Source organism: Novosphingobium sp. ZW T3_23, assembly GCF_044987305.1.
Taxonomy (GTDB): Bacteria; Pseudomonadota; Alphaproteobacteria; order Sphingomonadales; family Sphingomonadaceae; genus Novosphingobium.
The window spans coordinates 1-20,972 of record NZ_JBJDRF010000054.1 but is presented as its reverse complement, the minus strand read 5'-3'; the positions used below and the strand labels follow the sequence as shown (position 1 = coordinate 20,972).

Below are 20,972 nucleotides of genomic sequence, written 5' to 3'. Positions count from 1 at the left end.
AATAAACGACATAGAATCAGCAGGATACAGATATTCCCGGTTTGGCATGTCGCCATGCTTCCGCTTCTCATGCCCGTCCTTGAGGTGAACGAATTCCGGTCCCGGTATCCGTTTTTCCCTGAAAAGAATGCGCTTTGCTTGTTCTTCGGCAGTGCTTCGCCCGGTGCCGGCGTCATCCGTCGCTTGGTTTTCTGGCGAAGCCGCCGCTCCGGCTCCAGTTCGAGGTGCCGCCGGACTCCATGTTGTTCATCTTGCGAAAGAACGCATCCGAATACCCATCCCACTCAACAGGCGATCCCCGATCCATGACGGCTTCGGCATTTCTTTCACTTGGCTCGCGCGCTTCGCTCAGGAGCCTGTCGCATCGACCGATCTCGCTGCTGGCGGCGCTCTTGCTTGCGCTGACGTTCGCGTTTTCGGCGAAAGCCCAGGTCTCGGCGCCTTCGCCTCAATCGCCGATCCTGGGACGAGAGCGCATCGACCAGCAGGATCCAAGCCTTCCGCGGGCTCAAACTCCGGCCCGCGTGCCGCAATCGCAGGCGCCTGTCGTGGCCGCGCCGGCGGCGCCATCAAGCGGACCCGGCATGCCGCTCACCGCGCTGCGTTACCAGGGTTCGACATTGCCCAAGGCCGTTTTGGACAAGTCCGTCGCGGCTTTTATCGGAGCGCCGCTCAACCGCGATAACCTGCAGAAGATCGCGAATGCGGTGAGCGCCACTTACGCGCAGAGCGATATTGCCTTCTTCGCCGTGTCGATCCCGCAACAGGTTCCCACGGGCGGCGTTCTCACGCTGCGCGTGCTCGAAGGGCGAATTGCTCGCTACACGCTCGACGGCAGCACCCGCAGCACCCCCAAGCGCCTGATCGACGCGCAAGTGAAGCGCCTGATGAAGGAGGCCCCGACCCGGAAATCGACGATCGAGCGCACCATTTCGCTGCTTCGCGACATTCCGGGACAGACCGTGCAGGCCAACCTGAAGCAGACTGCAACACCGGGAGAACTGCTGCTCGATCTCAAAGCGGACCGCAAGCAGGTCGACATCACGATGAACGTCAACAACAACGGCATCGTCAACGTTACCACAGGGGTGCAGACCCAACTCGCGGTCGCGGTGAACGGCGTGCTGCGCGAAGGGGACACCACGCGTTTCTCGGGCAATCTGCCGTTCAACCCGGACCGCTATCAGTTCTATTCACTCAGCCATGCCACGCCGATCGGCTCGAACGGCACGACACTGGGCATGAGCGGCGCCTATGTTCGCACGAAGACCAAGGATCTGAACATCGTGGGCGAAGCGAAACAGGCCGGTATCGCCGTTTCGCACCCCTTGATTCGCTCTTACCGGCGCAATCTTTCGCTCAGTCTTTCGCTGGACGGCACCAACAGCGAGAATTACTTCCTCGATACTGCTTTTGGTGGGTTCAAGACGCGCGCACTTCGGCTCGGCACGGTATGGTCGTCGGTGGACAAGACGGGTGGCTATGCCATCTCCACCAGCCTGAGCCAGGGGCTCGACGCCCTCGGTGCCAGGCCGATCGAGGGCTATTCGGAAGCCTCGTTCCGCAAGGCCAACCTCCAGCTCACCGCGATCAAGGAAGTAACCAAGGCGATCTCCGTCAAGGCGACCCTGCGCGGGCAATATACCAAGGATCGGCTGCCCACTACGGAGCGCTTTCCGCTTGGCGGCGAAGGTGCCGGGCTGGCCTATCGCGCCGGCATCATCACCGGGGACAAGGCGGCGGCGGGCAGTCTGGAACTGTCATGGCGGGTAGTCGGGAAGCCCGCCGCATCGCGCGGTCTGACGGTGTTCGCCTATACGGACGGTGCGCTGGCCCATAGCTACGAACGACCCGCATATCGATTGGCCGCGCAGGACTTTTCGCTGGCGACGGCAGGTGTGGGCGCCCGGATCACGCCGATAAAGGGATGGACTGCAACTGCACAAGTGGCAGTTCCTGTCAAGTCTCCATCCGATTTCTACAGTAAAAAGGCAAGGTTCTTCTTCAGCGTGAACAGGACCATTTGATTGCGCTTTTGCGTGTACGCAAAAATGGCGACGGCCCTCCTTGGGCACTGTCTCCGTCATCTACGTGCAGCGAAGGAGAGGGGTAGGCGATGAAGAATGTTTGGGAAGTCTGGACCAGTGCGCTGACTGACGCGGAATGCGATGCGATCGTCAAACGCGCTGAAGGTTATGCCGAGCAGGATGCGACGATCGGGTTCTCCGGCAACCTGCGCAGCGATCTGGGGTATCGCACATCTACGGTGCGCTGGCTCGATGCGAGTCGGGAGAAGGACATCGTCTCACGCATCATGGATTTCGTGCGGCCGTCCAATCGCAACAACTTCGGCGTGGAAATCGATGCGCCTTACGAGCTTCAGTTCACGGAGTATCGCGCGACGAACAAGGGGCATTACGACTGGCACCAGGACGTCTGGCTGGAATCGTCGCGTCCTTATGCGCGCAAGCTCTCGGTTGTGGTCCAGCTCTCCAGCGACGGAGACTACCAGGGCGGTGCGTTCGAGTTCTTCGGCATAGCCAACCCCGCCGAGAAATTCCTGCCGCGTGGAAGCCTGCTCGTCTTTCCGTCCTTCCTTCAGCACCGGGTGCTTCCGGTGGTGGAAGGCACCCGCCGCAGCCTCGTTACCTGGGTTGAAGGGCCGAACTGGCGTTGAACTTTACGTGCCGTCCGCACCGAAACGGCCCCAATACCCCGCCAGAACGAACATTGTTTAACCTCGATCTTGCGTGATCCGCGATATGAAAGGGCCAGGTAGAAGATTGAGGAGGATGCTATGGTCGGGTTTGTAAGGGACATTCTGGCAACCCTGTCCTATGAACCGAGCCCGGCCGAGAGTTTCGGGGTGGACGGCGAAGCGCTGTCGCGTCTCGATCAGCGGCTTGCCGGTTTCACGCAAGGAAGCGGGCGCGCACGTACCGCTATTTCCATTCGCCCCTCGGACTGTAGCGTGTGGGACGGCAACCCGCGCGACGTTCCTGGCCTCTCGGCGGAAAGCTGCCGGTCGCTCATCGAATCGATCGCGCAGGAGGACGGCAATCGGATTCCCGTGCTCGTTCGCCATAATCCGCCGGGTTCGGATCACCCCTATCAGCTGCTGGTGGGAAGCCGCCGTCGATTTTCGGTCGATTGGCTGAACCACAATGGTCGCCCCGAAATCCGGCTGACTGCGCTTGTGGTGGAGCTGACCGATGAAGAGGCGTTCCGCCTTGCGGATATCGAAAATCGAGAACGGGAGGATATCACCGAACTCGATCGCGCGCGCAGCTACCAGAACGCGGTGGACCGCTTCTACGGCGGCGTGCAGTCGCGCATGGCCGAAGCGCTGAACCTGTCCAACAGCCAGCTGAGCCGCCTGCTTGCCCTGGCGCAGATGCCCGATGAGGTCGTCAATGCATTCGCGACGCGGGATGAACTGCGCGTGCGCCACTCCGAAGTCCTGACGCCCTTGTTGCGACGGACTGAGCAGCGGGAGCGCGTGATACTCTCTGCCCGGCAGATCGGTGAGGAGCAGCAGCGGCTCGCCGCTTCCGGAGAGCGCATGATCCCGGCCGCCACCGTGCTCGCCCGGCTGAAGGAAGCGACGCGGGAAGGGCTGGCCCGCCCCGGCAACGAGCAGCCGCTGGTTGTGGGGGACAGCCGCGTGGGTCGGATCCGGTCGGGACGGGAAGGGCTGGCCATCGATCTTCTCGTCACGCGGGATGCGGACATCGACGCCCTGTTGGAAACTTTGCGAACGGCACTTCTCGACAACCGTCGCCAAGCGGTCAGCGATGCTGACGCCGATCGAGTCGCCTGAAAACGCGGCAATGAAGAAACGAAGCGTCTTCGCTCGATGTAAAGACGCACTCGGCCCGGCACTCGGCGGTTCCTCCGGCGAAGGACTTTCAACAACAGCCTTTTCGGTTTGAATCCCCGCATTTGCCGGCGGGGTGGGGTTGCGCGTCCTGAGCGGGAAAGGCTGCATGTCGTGCTGCCCGATACGCCGTCTTGCGTGATCTTCCCGCCGAATGCAGCACTTTTTCCAGCTCCCGGCGCCGGTTTTCGCATTCCCCTTGCGGGACATACCGATCGCGCCAAACGGCACCTTCGCGACGGTTCCTTCTCACCGAGAAGCGGTTCCGGACCGAGTCTAGCCTCCATGCAGTGGGCATTTTCATGGAGGTCAACACGATGCCGCGTCACCAATCGCACCCAACCGCCCGGCACCTGCTGCTTTGCGCGACGGCTATTCCGCTTCTTCTATTGAGTGCCTGCGCCGATGGCGTCGGATTCAGGGTAGGCGCCGGAGGCGGCGGTTCACCGTCCGGCCCCAGCGGCCCCACCGGTCCGACGAGCCCCAGCGGTCCAAGCGGTCCAAGCGGCCCGAGTGGCCCAAGCGGCCCAACAGGCCCAACGAGTCCGAGCGGTCCGAGCGGTCCGAGCGGTCCGAGCGGTCCGAGTGGTCCAAGCGGTCCCTCCGATCCCAGCGGACCCACGGGGCCTACCGATCCCAATGGTCCGACTGGTCCCACCGGCCCCACCGGTCCCACCGGCCCAACCGGCCCAACCGGCCCAACCGGCCCCACCGGTCCGACGAGCCCCAGCGGTCCGACCGGCGCGACCGGCCCGACTGGTCCCACCGGTCCCACCGGTCCCACCGGTCCCACCGGTCCCACCGGCCCAACCGGCCCAACCGGCCCAACCGGCCCAACCGGCCCAACCGGCCCAACCGGCCCAACCGGTCCTACCGGCCCGACCAGCCCCACAGGCCCAACCGACCCCACCGGTTCTCCCGGCTTCACCGGGCCCATTGCCGGCGTGAATGTCGGCGGTGGCGGAGTGCTTGGGCCTAGCGGGTCCGGCACACTGATCGACGTCAATGTCGCGCCGGGTGCGGCTTCGACGGGTGGCAGCGGCATTGCCGTGGATCTGCTCACGGGTGACGGAAAGGCCGTGCAGGTCACGCTGCCGACTACGGTCGAACAGACGCAGCAGGCCCTGGCGCCGGTCGGCTTGCTCACCGGGGCGCTGCTCGGCGATCAGGTCGGAAGCACGGTAACGCAGCTGACCGACGGGCTGGCTCCCACCGTGGCGACGCTCACCTCAACGGTGGACGGGCTGACGACGCCGCTGCTCGATACGGTGAACGGCGTGCTGTCTCCGGTGGTGGGAGAAACCGGCCTGCTCGCACCGGTCACCGGTCAACTGGGCGGCCTTGTCGAAGGGCTGACGGGCAACATCGGCGGCGCTATCGGCAGCGGTAGCGGCGACCCCGCGCGGACATTCGACGGGCCGCTGCTCGGGGTCGATCTGGGCAACAATCCGCTGACCGGGCCAAGCACGGGCGACACCGTCGTCGGCCTGAACGTCCTGTCCGAAGGTGCCGGACAGGTTGCCGGGCAGCTCGCGACGGTCGGCGTCTTGTCGAACGGCGCCATCGTGGACATCGCCCTGCCGACCACGACCGAAGCGGTTGCGGCCGGATTGGCGCCGGTGGGCAATCTGGCCGGAGCCTTGCTCGGCGAGCAGGCCGGGGGCGTGGTCGATCAGGTGACCAGCGGTCTTGCGCCGGTGGTGGCGCCGGTGACAGCGGTAGTGGACAGCGTGACGGCGCCGCTGCTCGATACCGTCAACGGATCGCTGGGCGGCGTAGTGGGTGGCCTAACCGGGGGCCTTACCGGTGCTCCGGGTTCGGGCGATGGCGGTGTGCTGGCGCCTGTGACCGGCGTCGTCGAATCGCTGGTCGGTGGCCTTACCGGCGGATTGGGCGGCGGCGCGGCTGCGGGAGGCGTGCTCGCCCCCGTGACGGGCGCCGTCGATACGCTGCTGAGCGCGCCCAACCAAAGCGGCGCGCTCGCGCCTGTCACCGGCGTGGTGACGGGCGTGGTCGGAGGTCTGACCGGCGGCGCTGCCCCCGGCGGCACGGGCGGAACCGGCTCGGTACTGGCGCCGGTCACCGATGCCGTAAATGGCCTTGTCGGCGGCGTGGTGGGCGGCCTCACCGGCGGCGCGGCTCCGGGTGCCGGATCGGGACCGGCATCCGGGGCGGGATCGGCGCTTGCGCCGGTGACCGGCCTGGTCGGGTCACTGCTCGGCGGTCTTGGCGCAAGGACGAACTGATCGTCATGCGTGCCCGGCGCCCCACAACCCCATGGCCGGGCACGCGAACGACCCCCACCCGCTGAACGCAGGGGGAGGGGAGAGGAGGCAGTCCCGGAGACGGGGCTGCCTCTTCGATTCCGGCGTCATGCGCCTTGCGGCAGCTACCGGAACGCAACGAAATTGAGCCGGAGTGAGTATTTAACCATTGGCGCGCCTTACGCCGGTGATTTCGTCCACGAGCCGCGTAGGAAGGCGGATATCGGCTGGATTTTCGGCGTTTCGACAGGCTTTGCGTATTCTCCGCCGGCCGATCCGGGCTTTTTCCGGACAATTGCAAATGCACCACCCGCCCTGGCGTCGCCTCCCATCCGCATCAGGGCCGGGGCGGCTGCTTCTCGGCGAGGCCAGGCGCCCCGATCGACCTATCATTTCTCCAACAGGCCGCAGCGGCCGATACCACGTTGGAGAAGATCTCATGCCGATCCGTCGTTACCCGAAGATCAAGCGGCTCGCCCTTCTGGGCACGGCCACGGCTCCCTTGCTGCTGGTAGCGGCCTGCACCAGCGGCATGGACTTTCAGGCGGGCAATCCCTCGGGGCCGTCCAGCCCCAGCCCGAGCGGTCCCAGCCCCAGTGGACCAAGCCCCAGTGGCCCGACTCCCAGTGGACCCAGCCCTAGCGGCCCGACAGATCCAAACGGACCCAGCGGTCCCAGCCCCAGCGGCCCCAGCGGGCCAACCGATCCGGGCGGCACCACCACCGGTTTCACCGGCCCGGCTGCGGGCATCTCCGTCGGCGGCACCGACCTGCTTGGCCCGAGCGGCTCCGGCACGCTGATCGATGTGAACGTGGCACCCGACACGGCGACCACCGATGGCACCGGCGTGACGGTGGATGTCCTGACCGGCGACGGCAAGGTCGTGCAAGTCACGCTGCCGACCACGGCCGAAGAGACGAAGCAGGCACTCGCCCCGGTCGGCGCGCTGACCGGAGCGCTGCTGGGCGAGCAGGTGGGCGGCACCGTCACCCAGGTGACCGACGGCCTTTCCCCGACGCTCGCGGCGGTCACTTCCACGGTGGATGGGGTAACTTCGCCGCTGCTCGACACGGTCAACGGCGTGCTCGCGCCGGTCGTGGGCGAGACCGGGGTGCTTGCGCCCGTTACCGGGCAGCTCGGCGGTCTGGTGGACGGCCTTACGGGCGGACTGGCCGGTGGACTGACGGGCGGAAGCACTGGATCGGAACCGGCGCGGACTTACGAGGGACCGCTGCTGGGCGTGGACCTGGGCAACAATGCCGTGACCGGCCCCAGCAGTGCCGACACGCTGATCGGCCTCAACGTCTTGTCCGAAAATCCCGGACTGGCGACGGGGCAACTCGCCACCGCCACCGTGCTGTCGGACGGCAAGGTGGTGGACGTGGCGCTGCCGACCACCACGGATGCCGTCACGGCGGGGCTGGCGCCCGTCGGCAATCTGGCGGGCGCCGTGCTCGGCCCGCAGGTCGGCGGATTGGTGGATCAGGTGACGGGCGGACTCGCCCCGGTGGTCGCACCGGTTACGGCCACGGTGGAAACGGTGGCCGCGCCTATCCTCGATACCGTGAACGGCGCTTTGGGCAGCACGTTAGGTCAAGTCACGGGAGGCCTGGGTGCGGGTGGCGGCTCGGTCGGAGGCGGCACCGGCGCGGTGTTGGCGCCGGTCACCGGGCTCGTCGATGCCGTGACGGGTGGCCTGGGCGGAGCACCGGCCGGCGGCGCAGGCGGCGTGCTGGCGCCGGTGACGGGCGCGGTGTCATCGCTGGTTGGGGGGCTCACCGGGGGATTGGCCGGAGGATTGACCGGAGGCGTTTCGGCGGGTGGTTCGGGAGGCGCGGCCACGGGCGGCAGTCTGCTGGGCGGCCTGCTGGGCGGCGCCGGAAGCTGATCCTTCGTCCCTTTCGGTGCGGGCTCCCCCGGCTCGCACCGACCCCCGTTCCCATCTCTTGCGGACATCTTTCGATGATCGACCTTGCCAGGATCAGCCCGCCCAACCGCCGCAGCAATTATCTGCTGGTCGTCCGCCTCGACAATGCGCGGCATATCGCCTCGGCCTACGGTACGGCGGCGTTGATCACGGCGATGGCGCATGTTCGCGGCGTCGTTGCCAGCCATCTCGATCCGGTGGTCTGCCGGGAGACGGCGGACGAGATCGTCGTGCTGGCCCATGCGGCCATGCTCGAAGCCGACTTCGTGCGCACCGAAATAGAGGCGCTCTGCGCGCGGCTGAGCGGCACGCCGGTGGAACACGAAGGATCCCGCATTCTGCTGTCGGTTTCGATCGGCCATAGCGATCCCGCACCCGGCGGGCTGGAGAGCGACACGGGCGCGGCTCTGAAAGGGGCCCTGAACGAAGCCCTCAACGAAGCGGGGACACGGCTGCAATGCGTGGCCGCGCCTGCTCTCTCGCTGGATGCCGTGCCTGCGCCGGAAGCAGCCCGCTATCGGGCGGACATGGCCCGGGCGGCGCGGCTGCTGGATCAGGTCGCACGGGGCGAGATGTTCTTCGCGTGGCGTCCCATCCACGATCCGCGCCGTCCCGATCGCCTGCTCCAGCACGAGGCCCTGCTTCGCTATGCCGATGCGCAGGGCGAGCAGTTCGACTGCACGGCCGCCTATCAGGCGCTGGAGCGGGTGGGGCTGGCCCATCTGCTGGACCGCGCCCTCGTGCTGCGGGTGCTGGACGAACTGGAGGCGGACCCGCGCGCGCGACTGTCGATCGCGATCTCGCCGCAAAGCCTTTCCTTCGACCTCGGCGGACAGGATGCTGCCTGGACGGACTTTCTGGCGCGAATCGAGCGCCACCCCGATCTGGCCGAAAGGCTGGTGATCGAATTTCACGAATCGGCGGCAACGCGGTTCTGGCCCGGCACGCTGACGTTCCTCAACACGCTGCGCGCGCTGGGAATCGGCATCGGGCTGGTCGGGTTCGGTTCTGGCCATGCCTCGGTTCGCCAGCTTGCCGTCCTGCGGCCCAGCCAGATCAAGCTCGACAGCGCGTTCCTGCGCACCGCCTTTCTGTCAGAGCGCAATCGCGCCCGCGTCGGCCAGCTCGCCGCGCAGGCGCGTACCCTGTGCGACAGCGTGGTGTTCGTCGGCGCCGATACGCCGGCGCAGATCCGGCTGGCGGTGGAGGAGGGCGCCCAATGGGTGGCCGGGCAGCGGCTCGGCCGCGTCTGCACCCGCCGCACCTGGAACGCTCGCGACCGCAGCCCGGCGCACCATGCCGGCATGTCGCGGGCCGAGCCGTCGCCGGCTCTGGCGGATGGCCTTCGTCCCGTGCGGAGCCCCGTGTTTTGACAGCCTATCGTGACAGTCAGTCCCATTCCGGATTCCGGCCGATGACCGGAACCGAATACAAAGGAAAGGAAGCCGCCATGACGAATGACAAGGTGCAGAACGCACGCGAACTCCTGCGGATCGCCCTGGATATGCTCGACGAATGCGATGCTCTGGTCAGCGGGGCGCTTGTGGCAGGCGCGCTCGACGCGCTGGAAGGCGGGCCCGAGGATGACACGCGCCTGTCCGCGCCGCCTGTCGAGATCATGGCCATGGCGATCGAGCGTGGCCGCCCCATGGCCGCCGGCCTCCATAGCTGCGCGTGAGCGGACTATGCTGACGGAAGAAGGCGCTCCGATGAACTGGGGCAACCAGAGCCTGCCGGCCCGTTTCCAGCGCGACGGGCGTTCGGGACTGCCGCGTTTCAGCCTCCTGCTGGATGCGCAGGTCACGGCGGATGGCGATGCGGTGGACGTCGTGGTGCACAACCTGTCGCAGGGCGGCATGCTGGTGGAATGCGATGCCGATCTGGATATCGGCGATCCCATCGAGATCGATCTTTCGGCCGATCATCGCGCGCAGGCCAGCGTCATGTGGCACAACGAGAATTTCTACGGCTGTCGTTTCGATAGCCCGATCTCCGCCGCCGTGCTGGGCGCCGCCCGCCTGCGTTCGGCACCGCGCCTGCGGGAGGCCGAGGATGATCTCGACGCGCCTGATGCCGAGGGGGGCGATGCGGAGGGGGCCAATGCCGAGGGGGCGGGTGTAGATGGCGAAGCGCAGGAGTCGCTGGCCCGCCGCCTGCGTCGTCTGCGCAAGCAGAACGGCTTCAGCCAGGGCGAACTGGCCGAGCGGATCGGCGTGAGCAAGCCCACGGTATGGGCCTGGGAGCATGGCCGCGCCCGCCCTCAGGAAGCCCGCCTCAAAGGCATAGCCGACGCCCTGGGCACGACGATCGACGATCTGGACGGCTTGCCCCGCACCGACAATCTGGCATTTCTGATGGCGGAATATCGCGATCAGATCGCCGCCCATTTCAATGTCGCGCCGGCGAAAGTGAAAATCGTGATCGAGTTCTGATAACGATTGAAATCAGTTTTTGAAAACAATGCAACGGTTTGGGCCTTAACCGCGTGTACCTTGCATTCACTTATTGATAATGTCGCAGCCATATAGGAGTACGAAACATCAGTGGCGGCAGCACCCGTCGGAAACGTCGGTGCGGCGCACGGAGGAACGGGATCGGATGAGTGACGATCAGGCCAGGGTACTTGTTCTCGATGATTTTTCGGCCATCGTCGAAGAGTTGCTGACCTTGATGTCGCTCCACGGCATTGCCGGGATCGGTGCTTCCAATCTTACCGAAGCCGTTGAAATGCTGGAGCGGCATCCTGCCGTCAGCGTCGTCGCCTGCGATTTGCGGCTCGATCGCGAATCCGGGCTCGATATCGTTTCGCGGGTTCGCGCGCATCCGCGGCTGTCGGCCCGCCGCTTCGAATATGTCTTCATCACCGGCGACCAGATGCGCGAAGACCTTGTGGAAGGCATCTCGCGCTACGCCTTCCTCACCAAGCCGGTGCAGCCCCAGGCGCTGATCGGCACGATCCGCCGGATGCTGGTCAACGGTGTCGGTGCGTGACGGTACCTGCGGATGAAGCGACCGCCGATCGCGGTCTTCTTGAAGCGCTGCGTCGCCATGTCGGGCTGAAAGTCGTCAGCGACGTTCGGCTGGACGCGGCGGCTACGCGGATCCTGTTCCGCAGCGAGAATGCCGGAGCGGACGAGCAGCCCCAGGCCGTGCGCATCCATCCCGAGGATATCCTGCGTCTGGCCGCGCTGGCGGGCCGGTCCGAAGTGGTGACCGATCTGCGCACGCAAGAAAACGGCATGGGCACGCTGACGCTGATCCTGCGCGACAATCGCGGCGGGACGCATTGGGGCAGCGCGGTCCTGATCGATGCGCCGGCGCCGCGTCATGAGCATCAGGCCCTGGCCGAGCGCGCGCGCATGGCGGATCTGGGCGAACGGGCGCTTACCCTGGCGCACGAACTGCGGCAGCCGCTGTTCACGATCTCGATGGCGAACGAGAGCCTGCGCCTGATGCTCGACCGGCCGGACACCACGCGCTCGCGCCTCCAGACCACCGCCTCGCGCATCGCCGAGCAAGTGCTGCGTGCGCAGGCGATCATCAAGCGCACTTTGGGGCAAGCGGCGGACGAGAAGATCGTGGCGCGCCATACCGACGTCATGGAGGCTGCGGCCAGCGCCGTCGAATTCCTGGAAGCGCTGTTCGAACGGGCCGATATCGTCGTGGAGCGCGATGCCGCCGGCCTTTCCGCCTGTGTGGCGCTGGGCCGGGTGGAACTGGAGCAGGTCTTCGTCAACCTGCTGCGCAATGCGGCCGACAGCATTCAGTCTCGCCGCGTGGCCGGCTGGGACGGAGAAGGGCGGATAGCGATCACGCTGGAAGGCAAGCCCGGCCAGATTCGCTGCGTCGTCACCGACAACGGCGCGGGGCTCTCCGCCGATCTGGAGCGGCTGGCCTTCGAGCCGTTCTTCACCACAAAGGCGCAGGACGGCACCGGCCTTGGTCTGCATATCTGCCGCCAGATCGTGGAAAAGGCGCGGGGCTCGATCCGGCTGATCGCCAATCCGGGCCATGGCGCGCGCGTGGAGATCAGCCTTTCGCCAGCGTCCGGTGGACGTGCCACCTCAGATGTCGTCGCGGCCTAGGCGGATGACGAAGCGCGTCGGCTGGCTCGATCGCAGCATCGAGCGGAAATCCCCGCCCGCCTCGATCGCCACTTGCTCGACCAGCCACAGCGTGGCGTGATCGAGCTTGCGGGCGGGCGCTGGCGCGCCGTCCTCCTCGATGCACTGCACCGTGACCACCACGTGCGCCGGTGACATCGCTGCCTTGAGCAGCACCCTGCCGCGCCGCTTCTCGTTGTTCGGGCCGATGAAGCTGCCGAAAGCGCTGAGCAGCGCCGCCACCGCCATCATCTCCAGCGCGCCGTGATGTTCGGGGAGGACATGCTCCAGGGCGTTGCCTTCCAGCTCCACGACAACGCCGTGATGGCGCACGTTGGACTTGGTGGCGGCCACGGCGCATTCCAGCGCGCTGCGCACGTTGAGTGTCGAGCGTTCCTTGTCTCCGTCACGGCCGAACCAGCGGAACAGGCTGAGGATGAAGGCCGCCGCCTCGGTATGGGAAGAGATGCGCGCGACCCGGTCCAGCAACTGCTTGCGGCTTTCCTCGCTGATGTCGAGCTGTTCGACGATATAGCGCATGTTGCCGTTGGCCATGGAGATCACGTTCAGCGGCTGGGCCAGATCGTGCAGCATGCCGGCGGTGACCCGGCCCAGCAGCAGGTCGCGGGTGACGGGCACCAGGCCGTCCTCTCCCCAGGCCAGCAGGCGCGCGTCCACCATGGCGAGATGGCGGGCGAGCCCCGCGCCCAGGAAGGCCGCGCTGAGCGAGCCGGAGAAGACGGCGGCCGTGGCGAGCGGGCCGTTGAGCAGCAGCACGCAGCAGAAGCTGGCCATCGCCAAGAGCAGCGCCACCACCCAGGTCCAACGCGGTGCTCTCAGCAGGACCAGGACGAGGCTGCGGGGAAAGAAACCGGCAGCGCAGACCATGGCCAGCACGGTCCAGTAGGCGGCGGAGAACCGGGCTTCCGGAATGATGTAGAAGCCGGCGCTGAGCACCGCGGCCACCAGGGCGGCCTTGACGGTCTTGTGCAGGACGAACAGCGCGCCGGCGGCGCCCGCGCCGATCACGCCGGCGGCGGGCGCCTGGCTGGATACGAGGCCAAGGCACAAGGCGCAGATGGCCAGGGCACCGGGGTAGAAGCGCGTGCCGTCCTCCCAGGCCCGCAGGCGCATCGCCAGTTGCGGCGCGAATCCGGCGCCGACCGGGCGCGTGCCTTCCAAAGCGTCGTCATTCGCGACTGCCTTGCCAGAAGGGTCGGGGCCGGAAGGGTCGAGCGGAGGAAAATCCACGACGTTGGTGTTTGGCACAATCATTTCAGTCAGCCCCTGAGACCGGTTCGGATGCCGTGCATCTTCGATTCCGGACGGGACGATGATTGCGAAGCCGCGAAGCTTTCGCAACAGCGAAATAAACCTGATAGAAGGTTTTGTTAGGCCGTAAGTAAATATACTAACAAAGCGGGACTGTCGCGCTTCAACAAGCCGGTTTCAAATTGTTAATCCGGCGATACAGCGAGCTGCGATCGGGCTACGGGCAAGAGCAGTGTAAGGCAATAATGCGCAAAATGCCTATCTGCATGCCTTGTTAAGTTCAAAAATGCCTCCTCGAACATGATCTATGTTTCGTCAGCAGATCTTGAAAGAACCGATCCGGACATGTTCGCGGCTTCTGTTCGGGGGGTGTCGCTGACGCCAAGTTGAGGATTGACGCCCGATTTGGATGAAATGAGCAAAGGTATACTTTCCGGCGCTTTAACGCTTGTGAAACACTCCCGCTGATTGCGGTCGCTTCGGCTATTTCTCCATCTCGGATCGTATTCGAGAACAGCTATCATCAATACGCAAGACGGCATTTTCCGGTCGTCTGAGGATGAAAAAATCCAATCCGGGTCTTCGGGCAGGCGATCCGGTTTGCGTAAACGCAAGGAGCCAGGGGGGAATGGGCATGAGGCTCGGTTCGAAAGCGAAGCTGACGATCGGCATAGGGCTGGTGGCAGCTTGCGGCTTCGCATTCCTGGGCATGCGTGAGCTGGGCCGAGCCGCCGGGCCGGTGGCCGATGCCGCCGCCCGCATGCCGATCGGTCAGCCGGAGCCTTCACTCACCGTCCTGGCGGCCACCGCGCGAGACATCAAGGTGGGGGAAACCATCACCGCCGATATGATCCGCAATTCCAGGTCCGATCCGGCGCGATACCCCACGGCGGTCACCCCGGCCGAGATCATCGGCAAAGTGGCCACGCAGGATATTCGCGCCAACTCCCTGATCCCGCGCACGGCGCTGGGGCAGGAAACCAAGCTGGCGATCCGGGTGCCCATGGGCATGCGCGCGATCAGCATCGACACGACAGCGGAGATTGCCGTCGCCGGGCTCGTTCGTCCGGGGGATCGGGTGGACGTGCAGGTCGTCTATCCCGGCGAGGATGCGCTGAGCGGCGCGCGTACCAGCGGCGCCAGTCGCGCCCGCACCTTGTTGCAGATGGTGCCGGTGCTGGCCGTTGGCGAAGCCGTGGTCGGCACACAGCCCGCCAGCGGCGTGGAAGGTGCCGTGGCGGCCGAACCGCCGCCTGCCCGCACGGTCACGCTTGCGCTCGCGCCGGAGCAGGTCTCCCAACTGGCCCTCGCCAAGAGCACCGGCGCGCTCACGCTCTCGCTGCGCAATCCCGGCGACCGCGCGGAAGTGGCCGTGGCGCAAGTGGCCTCCAGCCCGCAGCCGCGCCCCGCTTCGGCCTTCGCGGCGCCTGCGTTCACCGCCCCGGTCCCGGTGGCACCACGCCCGGCCCCCGCGCGCGCCCGTCCTGTGGCGAAGAGCGCATCCGAGGGATCGCAGGCCATCGAACTCGTCGTCGGCGGCAATCGCCAGGTCATCTATTCCGGGAGTGCATCGCAGTGAAAGCCCTGATCGCCTCCCTGCTCGTGGCCGGTTCCCCGCTCATCGCCGTTCCGGCGCAGGCTCAGGTCCGGCCCCAGCTCCAGGGTGACCAGCAGCAGGAACTGCTCCAGGTGGACGACCAGCGCACCCTGTCCTTCCCCCACTCCGTCGGCCGGGTGGAAGTGAGCCGCGAGAACGTGATCGGCATCACCGCGCCCACCGCGCAGTCGATCCGGATCAAGGCGCTGGCGGTGGGCGATGCCGTCCTCACCGTCTTCGCCAAGGACGGCACCGTCCTGGCCGAGCGCATGGTGCGCGTGGGCGGTGCGGGCTTCACCGGGCAGGCGGCCTCCTACCGCCCCGGAGAGAAAGTGGTCGCGGTGGACGTGCAGTTCGCGGCGGTGTCCAGTTCGACGCTCAAGGCGCTGGGTTTCAGCTTTTCCAAGCTGGCGGGCGACCTGCAAGGCGCCGTGATCGCGCCGAGCGGCGTCAACAGCTACAGCATGGGCCGTGGCGGACTGACGGTGGACGCGGCAGTGCCGCTTCAAAGCGCCTTCAACCTGTTCCTCTCCTCGCGCAGCCATGGCATCGGCGCGGTGCTGAGCGCGCTCTCGTCCAACGGGCTGTCGCAGCTGCTGGCGCAGCCGACCTTGCTGGTGCGCTCGGGCGAGCAGGCCAGCTTCCTGGCGGGCGGCGAGTTTCCCGTGCCGGTCCCGCAGAACAGCGGCAACGGCAATACGCTTTCGATCGAATACAAGGAGTTCGGCGTGCGCCTTTCGGTGACGCCCTATGTCCTGTCCTCCGATCACATCGTGCTGAAGCTGGCGCCCGAAGTCAGCGAGCTGGACTACAACAACGGCGTCCAGCTTCAGGGCTATACGGTGCCCGGCATTCGCCGCCGTTCGGCGGAAACGACGGTGGAACTGGGCAGCGGACAGAGTTTCGTGATCGCCGGGCTCAACTACACCAACAGCGCGATCACCAAGGAAAAGGTGCCGTTTCTGGGCGACCTGCCGGTGCTCGGCGCCTTCTTCAAGCGCCAGCAGAACCAGAAGGAGCGGCAGGAACTCATCATCGTGGCGACGCCGCGCCTGGTCGAGCCCGGCACCGCGCCGATCGCGCTGCCCAGCGCGCCCGGCGATCCCGATCCCAGCGTGGGCCAGATGATCGTCGGCAACGACGGTGTCGAGCAGTCCGTGAAAACCTTCGGCGTCGTGAGGCCCTGACATGCCCAAGATCCACCTTCTTTCCGTAGACCGCACCCTGGCCCAGCGCCTGTCCGATGCGATGGGCGAGCATGTCGCGGTGGAGATGGTCCAGTCGCTGGAGCACAGCGATCTCGATGGACCGGGCATCGTGCTGATCGACCATGCCTCGGTCCCGGCGGAGCGCTCGCTGTCCTCCGCGATCGGCGAGGTTGCGCAGATGGCGCCGGGCCGCGCGGTCGTCGTCGCCACCGAGGACATGTATGCCGGGCAAGTGCTCCAGGCGATCCGTGCCGGTGCCGCCGATGTGCTGCCGCGCGGCGCCGGGGGAGCAGAAGCTTCCGAGATCCTGACGCGGGTCATGAACAGCGCGCTCGCCACGCAGGGCCGGTTGGGCCGTCTCACCATCGTCCTCGGCAACGACCGGGAGGCGCTGCCGATGCTCGCCACCGACATGGCGCTGGCCTACAGCCTGGACCAGACGCCCACCCTGCTGGTGGACTTCACCCTGCCCACCAGCACCGCCGAGGCCTATCTCGACCTCAAGGCGGACTACGGCATCGCCTCGGCCGTGGCCGACCTCGATCGCATGGACACCAGCCTGCTCTCCGACGCCCTGGCGCGCCACGAGCCGAGCGGGCTTTCGCTGCTGACGTTCGACGGCGGCACCGGCACCGAACCGGCCGGGGTCGGGCCCAATGACGTCGTCGGCCTGATCCAGCTGCTGCGCGCCAATTTCGCGCAAGTGGTGGTGTCGGCAGGCAGCCTGCGCCACGGCGGGCTGCTGCGCGAGCTGGCCTCGCAAGCGCAGGCGATCGAGATCGTGTGCAGCCAGTCGATCCGCGAACTGGAGGCCTGCCGCCGCCTGCTCGACAAGATCGCGCTCGATACCGCCAGCGCAGTCCGGATGCGGCTGCTGGTGTGGGACTACGAGCCCCGCGTGCTGCTGGACGGTCGCCGCATGGCGGACGTGCTGGGCGTGGACGCGGTGATGGGCGTGCCGACCGACCGGGTGAGGGCGGCCAATGCGCTCAACGCCGGGCGGCCGCTGACGTTCGACCGGGACAGCGGACCTTATCTCCAGGCCGTTCGCCGGGCCTGCAACATCGCCGCTCCCGCCAGATCGGGCGGCGGCAGCCTCGATCGCATGCGCCGCGCCATCCTGCGTTCGGTGGAGCGCAGCGCATGAGCCTCCTGACCGCCGAGGAACGACAGGAAGGCTTCGCCGGGGCCGGTCGCAAGCCGGCGGTGGCCCAGCCTTCGGCCCAGCGCATGAGCGACAGCTATCAGGCGGTCAAGGCGATCACCTGCCAGCAGGTCATCGAGCAGCTCGAAGCCCAGGGCGTGACGGCGGAATCGCTGGACCAGCGCACCCTGCGCCACGAGATCGAGCAGGTCATCAGCAGCCGCAGCCGCCGGGGCCAGCTGGCGCTCAACAGCGCGGAACGGCTGCTGCTGATCGAGGACGTGGAAGACGAAGTGGTCGGCCTCGGCCCGCTGGCGCCGCTGCTGCGCGACGGGTCGATCGACGACATCATCGTCAACGGCGCCCACACCATCTACGCCGAGCGCGGGGGCCTGCTGGAACGCGTGGAGACGCGGTTCCGCGACGATGCGCACCTGATGAACATCATCCAGCGCATCGTCGGCCCGATCGGCCGCCGCGTGGACGAGGCGACGCCGTTCTGCGATGCGCGCCTGGCCGACGGATCACGCGTCAACATCGTCATCCCGCCGATCGCGCTCGACGGCCCGCTGGTCTCGATCCGCAAGTTCCGCCTCCAGGCGCTGACGCTCGACGATTGCGTGGCGGGCGGCGTGATGAGCGGCCCGATGGCGACCTATCTTGCCGCCGCCGTGCGCTCGCGCCTCAATGTGCTGATCTGCGGGGGCACCGGCGCGGGCAAGTCCACCCTGCTCAACGTGCTGTCCGGCTGCATCAGCAACCGCGAGCGCCTCGTCACCATCGAGGACGCCGCCGAACTGCAACTCTGCCAGGACCATGTCGTGCGGCTGGAAACCCGCCCGCCCAGTGTGGACGGCAGCCGTGAGGTGAGCGCCCGCGATCTCGTGCGCAATGCCCTGCGCATGCGGCCCGACCGCATCATCCTGGGCGAAGTGCGCGGGGTGGAGGCGGTGGAGATGCTCCAGGCCATGTCCACCGGCCACGACGGTTCGATGGCGACGCTCCACGGCAATTCGCCGCGCGATGCGCTGTCCCGCCTCGAAATGCTGCTCGGCTTCGCGGGGCAGCAGAACGACGTGCGCGCGGTGCGGCGCTTCGTGGCGAACAGCATCCACGTGATCGTGAACATCCAGCGCCTTGCCAGCGGCGTGCGCCGCGTCACCACGATCAGCGAAGTCACCGGCACCGAGGGCGATGCCTTCACCCTGAACGAACTGTTCCGCTTCGACGAGCAGCCGCCGATGTCGGGCGAGGGCACGTTCCAGACGCTCTCGCCGCGCCCTTACCATGCGGCGCGGCTGAAGGACTATCCCACGCCGGGGGGCTCGATTTCAGGCCTTACGGGCAGAGGGGCAGACAGCCGAGCCGAGGCCAGAGGAGTCGCGACCGGATGGTGAAAGGCGCCGCCTACCTGATCCTGGCCCTGCTGATCCTGGGCGCGGTCCTCTTCGCCCTCGTCAGCGAGCGGGCGCGCAGCCTTGCGGCGATCGACCGGCGGCTGGCCGGCCTGACCCTGCCCGGCGCCGCACCGGCGCGGGTCTCGCCGGCGATCTCGGTGCCCGAACGCATCGCGCCGCTGCTGGCGCAGGCCCAGCTGGAAGTGACGATGCGGGCCGTGCGCATCCTGGCCGTGGCCGGGCTGGGGCTGGTGGTGGCGGTGCTTCTCCTGGCCGGGCCGGCTTTCGCGCTGGCGGTGCTGCTGGGCCTGCCGATGGTCGCACTTTCCTGGCTGCGCGGGCGTGCCCGCAAGCGCGTGGACGCCCTTACCGAAGCGCTGCCGCTCTATCTCGACGGCGTGCGCCAGTTGCAGGCCGTAGGCAATTCGCTCTCGCAGGCGCTCTCCCGCGCGCTGGCCGACGCTTCGCCGGTGGTGCACTCGTTCTTCGATACCGCCGCGCGGCGCCTGGAAATGGGCGCGCCCGTGGCCGAGACGATGCAGCAGCTGGCGGACCGGCTCCAGGTTCCCGAAGTGTCGATGATCGCCGCCGCCATCCGCACCAACTTGCGCTATGGCGGCTCGATCGGGGCGGTCTTCACCAATCTCGCCCATATCCTGCGCGAGCGCCTGCGCATCCGCCGCGACCTCGTGGCCGCCACCTCGGAGGCGAAAGTCAGCTCCCGCGTGCTGATCGCCATGCCGCTGCTGGCCATGGTCGGCCTGGTCATGATGAACCCGGCCTATCTCGACTTCTTCATCGCGGATCCGCGCGGACAGAAGCTTTCGCTGCTGGCCGTGGGACTGGAAGGCGCGGGCATCCTGATCATCCGCCGCATGCTGAGGCTGGAGTTCTGATGCCGCCGCTCGCCGCCCTCCTGCTGTTCGCGCTGGCGGCGGGCAGCCTTGTGCTTGCCGTCCACGGCGTGCGCATGCTCGATGCCGATGCGCGGCTGCGGCAGCGGATCGAAGGCCAGCCCGGACGCGCGGGGGCCGCCGCCGCCCTGCGCTTCCCGCTGCCGCGCCTGTTCGTGGTGCGGGGCCGCGATCGCGAGGAGATCGAGCAGAAGCTGCGCAAGGCCGGCTACTTCGAACCCGGCGCGCTGGAAGCCTTCGCCTGGCTGCGCCTTGCGGCCACCGCCGGAGTGGCGCTGGCCTCGATGCTGGCCTGCCTCGTGCTCAACGGCAACCCGTTCAGCCCGCTGTTCCCGACGCTGGCCTTGTCGGGCCTCACCTATATCGGCGCCAAATATGCGCTGCGGATGCGCGCCGCCTCGCGTGAGCGGATCCTGACCGCCGAGTTTCCCTTCCTGCTCGACCTCATGCTGATGATGCTGGAAAGCGGCGTCTCGCTCGACCAGTGCTTTCGCGGCATCGCCCGCGAGGAGCGCGCCGGCGTGCCCAACCATGCCCGCCTGGTGGCGATGCTGGTGGAAGATCTCGACCGGGGGCAGGACTATCAGCTCGCCTTCGACCGCTGGGCCGCGCGCGTGGCCGTCACCGGCGCCCGCGAACTGGCGACGGTGTTCCGCCAGTCGCTGTTCCACGGCATGGAACTGGTCCCGGCCCTGCGCGAATTCGTGAGCGAGTTCTCCCAGCGCCGCGTCGCCCGCGCGCGCGAGGCGATCGGCACGATCACCGTGCGCATGGTCATCCTGATGCTCGTGTTCTTCATGCCGGCGCTGTTCATCGTGCTCGCGGGCCCGCCGGTCGCTGCCATTCTCGACACATTGGGGAGCGTCAAGGGATGACTGGTCGCCTGTTTCTGGCCGTGCTCGCGCTGGGCGCCGGCACATCCGCCTCGGTCCCGCCGACGAGCCGGGCGTTCGCTGCCGAGGCCCTCGGCACGGAGGCATCGGGCTCCACCCGGCAGCTCTATCTCGTGCTGATTCAGCAGGCCCGCAAGGACGGTCGGCAGCGGGCCGCTCTGGCGTTTCTCGACGATTTCGACCGGCAATATCCCGGCGACCGGGAATCACGCATCCTGCGCATCAATTGCCTGCTCGATCTGGGGCAGACCGAAGGCGCCGTCGCCGCCCTGGCGCAGATTCCCGCCGCCGACCGCAGCGCCGAAGCGCAGGCGGTGCGCGGCCATGTGCTCGCCGCGCAAGGGCAGTGGCCCGCCGCGGCCGAGCAGTACCGTGC

The 20,972-nt window shown here is 67.1% G+C and carries 18 protein-coding genes; 17 read left to right on the top strand and 1 reads right to left on the bottom strand.

What is annotated here, in order from left to right; translation table 11 throughout:
* Nucleotides 1–305: 305 nt before the first annotated feature.
* From ACI3K3_RS20845 to ACI3K3_RS20800, 10 genes are all read left to right on the top strand, one after another.
* Complete coding sequence (locus tag ACI3K3_RS20845; protein ID WP_404917191.1) at nucleotides 306–2,027, top strand: ShlB/FhaC/HecB family hemolysin secretion/activation protein; 1,722 nt, start codon at nucleotides 306–308, stop codon at nucleotides 2,025–2,027.
* A gap of 89 nt (nucleotides 2,028–2,116) precedes the next feature.
* Nucleotides 2,117–2,677 (top strand): 2OG-Fe(II) oxygenase, encoded by a 561-nt coding sequence (locus ACI3K3_RS20840; RefSeq protein WP_404917189.1) that lies wholly within the window; start codon nucleotides 2,117–2,119, stop codon nucleotides 2,675–2,677.
* Nucleotides 2,678–2,797: 120 nt separating this feature from the next.
* Nucleotides 2,798–3,820 carry a ParB/RepB/Spo0J family partition protein gene (locus ACI3K3_RS20835; protein WP_404917187.1) on the top strand — a complete coding sequence of 341 codons (1,023 nt, stop codon included), beginning with the start codon at nucleotides 2,798–2,800 and terminating at the stop codon, nucleotides 3,818–3,820.
* A gap of 1,022 nt (nucleotides 3,821–4,842) precedes the next feature.
* Nucleotides 4,843–6,123 carry a hypothetical protein gene (locus tag ACI3K3_RS20830; protein ID WP_404917185.1) on the top strand — a complete coding sequence of 427 codons (1,281 nt, stop codon included), beginning with the start codon at nucleotides 4,843–4,845 and terminating at the stop codon, nucleotides 6,121–6,123.
* 457 nt (nucleotides 6,124–6,580) lie between these two features.
* Nucleotides 6,581–8,029, top strand: a complete 1,449-nt coding sequence (locus tag ACI3K3_RS20825) for a hypothetical protein (RefSeq protein WP_404917183.1) — start codon at nucleotides 6,581–6,583, stop codon at nucleotides 8,027–8,029.
* 74 nt (nucleotides 8,030–8,103) lie between these two features.
* A complete protein-coding gene (locus tag ACI3K3_RS20820; RefSeq protein ID WP_404917181.1) occupies nucleotides 8,104–9,441 on the top strand; it encodes an EAL domain-containing protein in 1,338 nt (445 codons plus the stop codon).
* A gap of 77 nt (nucleotides 9,442–9,518) precedes the next feature.
* Nucleotides 9,519–9,746 (top strand): hypothetical protein, encoded by a 228-nt coding sequence (locus ACI3K3_RS20815; RefSeq protein WP_404917179.1) that lies wholly within the window; start codon nucleotides 9,519–9,521, stop codon nucleotides 9,744–9,746.
* A gap of 7 nt (nucleotides 9,747–9,753) precedes the next feature.
* Complete coding sequence (locus ACI3K3_RS20810; protein ID WP_404917177.1) at nucleotides 9,754–10,500, top strand: helix-turn-helix domain-containing protein; 747 nt, start codon at nucleotides 9,754–9,756, stop codon at nucleotides 10,498–10,500.
* A 166-nt stretch (nucleotides 10,501–10,666) separates the two neighbouring features.
* Nucleotides 10,667–11,059 carry a response regulator gene (locus ACI3K3_RS20805; RefSeq protein ID WP_404917176.1) on the top strand — a complete coding sequence of 131 codons (393 nt, stop codon included), beginning with the start codon at nucleotides 10,667–10,669 and terminating at the stop codon, nucleotides 11,057–11,059.
* Entirely contained in the window at nucleotides 11,056–12,153 is a 1,098-nt protein-coding gene (locus ACI3K3_RS20800) for a sensor histidine kinase (RefSeq protein WP_404917174.1), read from the top strand. Before ACI3K3_RS20805 ends, ACI3K3_RS20800 begins: the two co-directional genes overlap by 4 nt.
* Here the strand turns inward: ACI3K3_RS20800 and ACI3K3_RS20795 are convergent.
* Nucleotides 12,133–13,446 carry a hypothetical protein gene (locus ACI3K3_RS20795; protein ID WP_404917172.1) on the bottom strand — a complete coding sequence of 438 codons (1,314 nt, stop codon included), beginning with the start codon at nucleotides 13,444–13,446 and terminating at the stop codon, nucleotides 12,133–12,135. The genes ACI3K3_RS20800 and ACI3K3_RS20795 overlap by 21 nt on opposite strands.
* 625 nt (nucleotides 13,447–14,071) lie before the next feature.
* On the opposite strand from ACI3K3_RS20795, the gene cpaB reads away from it, so the two are divergent.
* From cpaB to ACI3K3_RS20760, 7 genes are all read left to right on the top strand, one after another.
* Nucleotides 14,072–15,022 (top strand): Flp pilus assembly protein CpaB, encoded by a 951-nt coding sequence (gene cpaB, locus ACI3K3_RS20790; RefSeq protein ID WP_404917170.1) that lies wholly within the window; start codon nucleotides 14,072–14,074, stop codon nucleotides 15,020–15,022.
* Nucleotides 15,019–16,227 (top strand): type II and III secretion system protein family protein, encoded by a 1,209-nt coding sequence (locus ACI3K3_RS20785; RefSeq protein WP_404917168.1) that lies wholly within the window; start codon nucleotides 15,019–15,021, stop codon nucleotides 16,225–16,227. Before cpaB ends, ACI3K3_RS20785 begins: the two co-directional genes overlap by 4 nt.
* A gap of 1 nt (nucleotide 16,228) precedes the next feature.
* Nucleotides 16,229–17,395: a CpaE family protein gene (locus ACI3K3_RS20780; protein WP_404917167.1), complete on the top strand. Its 1,167-nt coding sequence runs from the start codon at nucleotides 16,229–16,231 to the stop codon at nucleotides 17,393–17,395.
* Nucleotides 17,392–18,789: a CpaF family protein gene (locus ACI3K3_RS20775; protein WP_404917165.1), complete on the top strand. Its 1,398-nt coding sequence runs from the start codon at nucleotides 17,392–17,394 to the stop codon at nucleotides 18,787–18,789. The genes ACI3K3_RS20780 and ACI3K3_RS20775 overlap by 4 nt, the downstream gene beginning before the upstream one ends.
* Nucleotides 18,783–19,685 (top strand): type II secretion system F family protein, encoded by a 903-nt coding sequence (locus ACI3K3_RS20770; RefSeq protein WP_404917163.1) that lies wholly within the window; start codon nucleotides 18,783–18,785, stop codon nucleotides 19,683–19,685. The genes ACI3K3_RS20775 and ACI3K3_RS20770 overlap by 7 nt, the downstream gene beginning before the upstream one ends.
* Nucleotides 19,685–20,578 (top strand): type II secretion system F family protein, encoded by an 894-nt coding sequence (locus ACI3K3_RS20765; RefSeq protein WP_404917161.1) that lies wholly within the window; start codon nucleotides 19,685–19,687, stop codon nucleotides 20,576–20,578. Before ACI3K3_RS20770 ends, ACI3K3_RS20765 begins: the two co-directional genes overlap by 1 nt.
* The coding region (locus tag ACI3K3_RS20760) for a tetratricopeptide repeat protein (RefSeq protein WP_404917159.1) at nucleotides 20,575–20,972 on the top strand (398 nt) is incomplete at its 3' end. The genes ACI3K3_RS20765 and ACI3K3_RS20760, both read left to right, overlap by 4 nt.

Coding starts and splice junctions, on each gene's coding strand:
- ACI3K3_RS20845 (WP_404917191.1), top strand. CDS start 306: ATGACGGCTTCGGCATTTCTTTCACTTGGCTCGCGCGCTTCGCTCAGG.
- ACI3K3_RS20840 (WP_404917189.1), top strand. CDS start 2,117: ATGAAGAATGTTTGGGAAGTCTGGACCAGTGCGCTGACTGACGCGGAA.
- ACI3K3_RS20835 (WP_404917187.1), top strand. CDS start 2,798: ATGGTCGGGTTTGTAAGGGACATTCTGGCAACCCTGTCCTATGAACCG.
- ACI3K3_RS20825 (WP_404917183.1), top strand. CDS start 6,581: ATGCCGATCCGTCGTTACCCGAAGATCAAGCGGCTCGCCCTTCTGGGC.
- ACI3K3_RS20820 (WP_404917181.1), top strand. CDS start 8,104: ATGATCGACCTTGCCAGGATCAGCCCGCCCAACCGCCGCAGCAATTAT.
- ACI3K3_RS20815 (WP_404917179.1), top strand. CDS start 9,519: ATGACGAATGACAAGGTGCAGAACGCACGCGAACTCCTGCGGATCGCC.
- ACI3K3_RS20810 (WP_404917177.1), top strand. CDS start 9,754: ATGCTGACGGAAGAAGGCGCTCCGATGAACTGGGGCAACCAGAGCCTG.
- ACI3K3_RS20805 (WP_404917176.1), top strand. CDS start 10,667: ATGAGTGACGATCAGGCCAGGGTACTTGTTCTCGATGATTTTTCGGCC.
- ACI3K3_RS20795 (WP_404917172.1), bottom strand. CDS start 13,446: ATGATTGTGCCAAACACCAACGTCGTGGATTTTCCTCCGCTCGACCCT.
- cpaB (WP_404917170.1), top strand. CDS start 14,072: ATGGGCATGAGGCTCGGTTCGAAAGCGAAGCTGACGATCGGCATAGGG.
- ACI3K3_RS20780 (WP_404917167.1), top strand. CDS start 16,229: ATGCCCAAGATCCACCTTCTTTCCGTAGACCGCACCCTGGCCCAGCGC.
- ACI3K3_RS20775 (WP_404917165.1), top strand. CDS start 17,392: ATGAGCCTCCTGACCGCCGAGGAACGACAGGAAGGCTTCGCCGGGGCC.
- ACI3K3_RS20770 (WP_404917163.1), top strand. CDS start 18,783: ATGGTGAAAGGCGCCGCCTACCTGATCCTGGCCCTGCTGATCCTGGGC.
- ACI3K3_RS20765 (WP_404917161.1), top strand. CDS start 19,685: ATGCCGCCGCTCGCCGCCCTCCTGCTGTTCGCGCTGGCGGCGGGCAGC.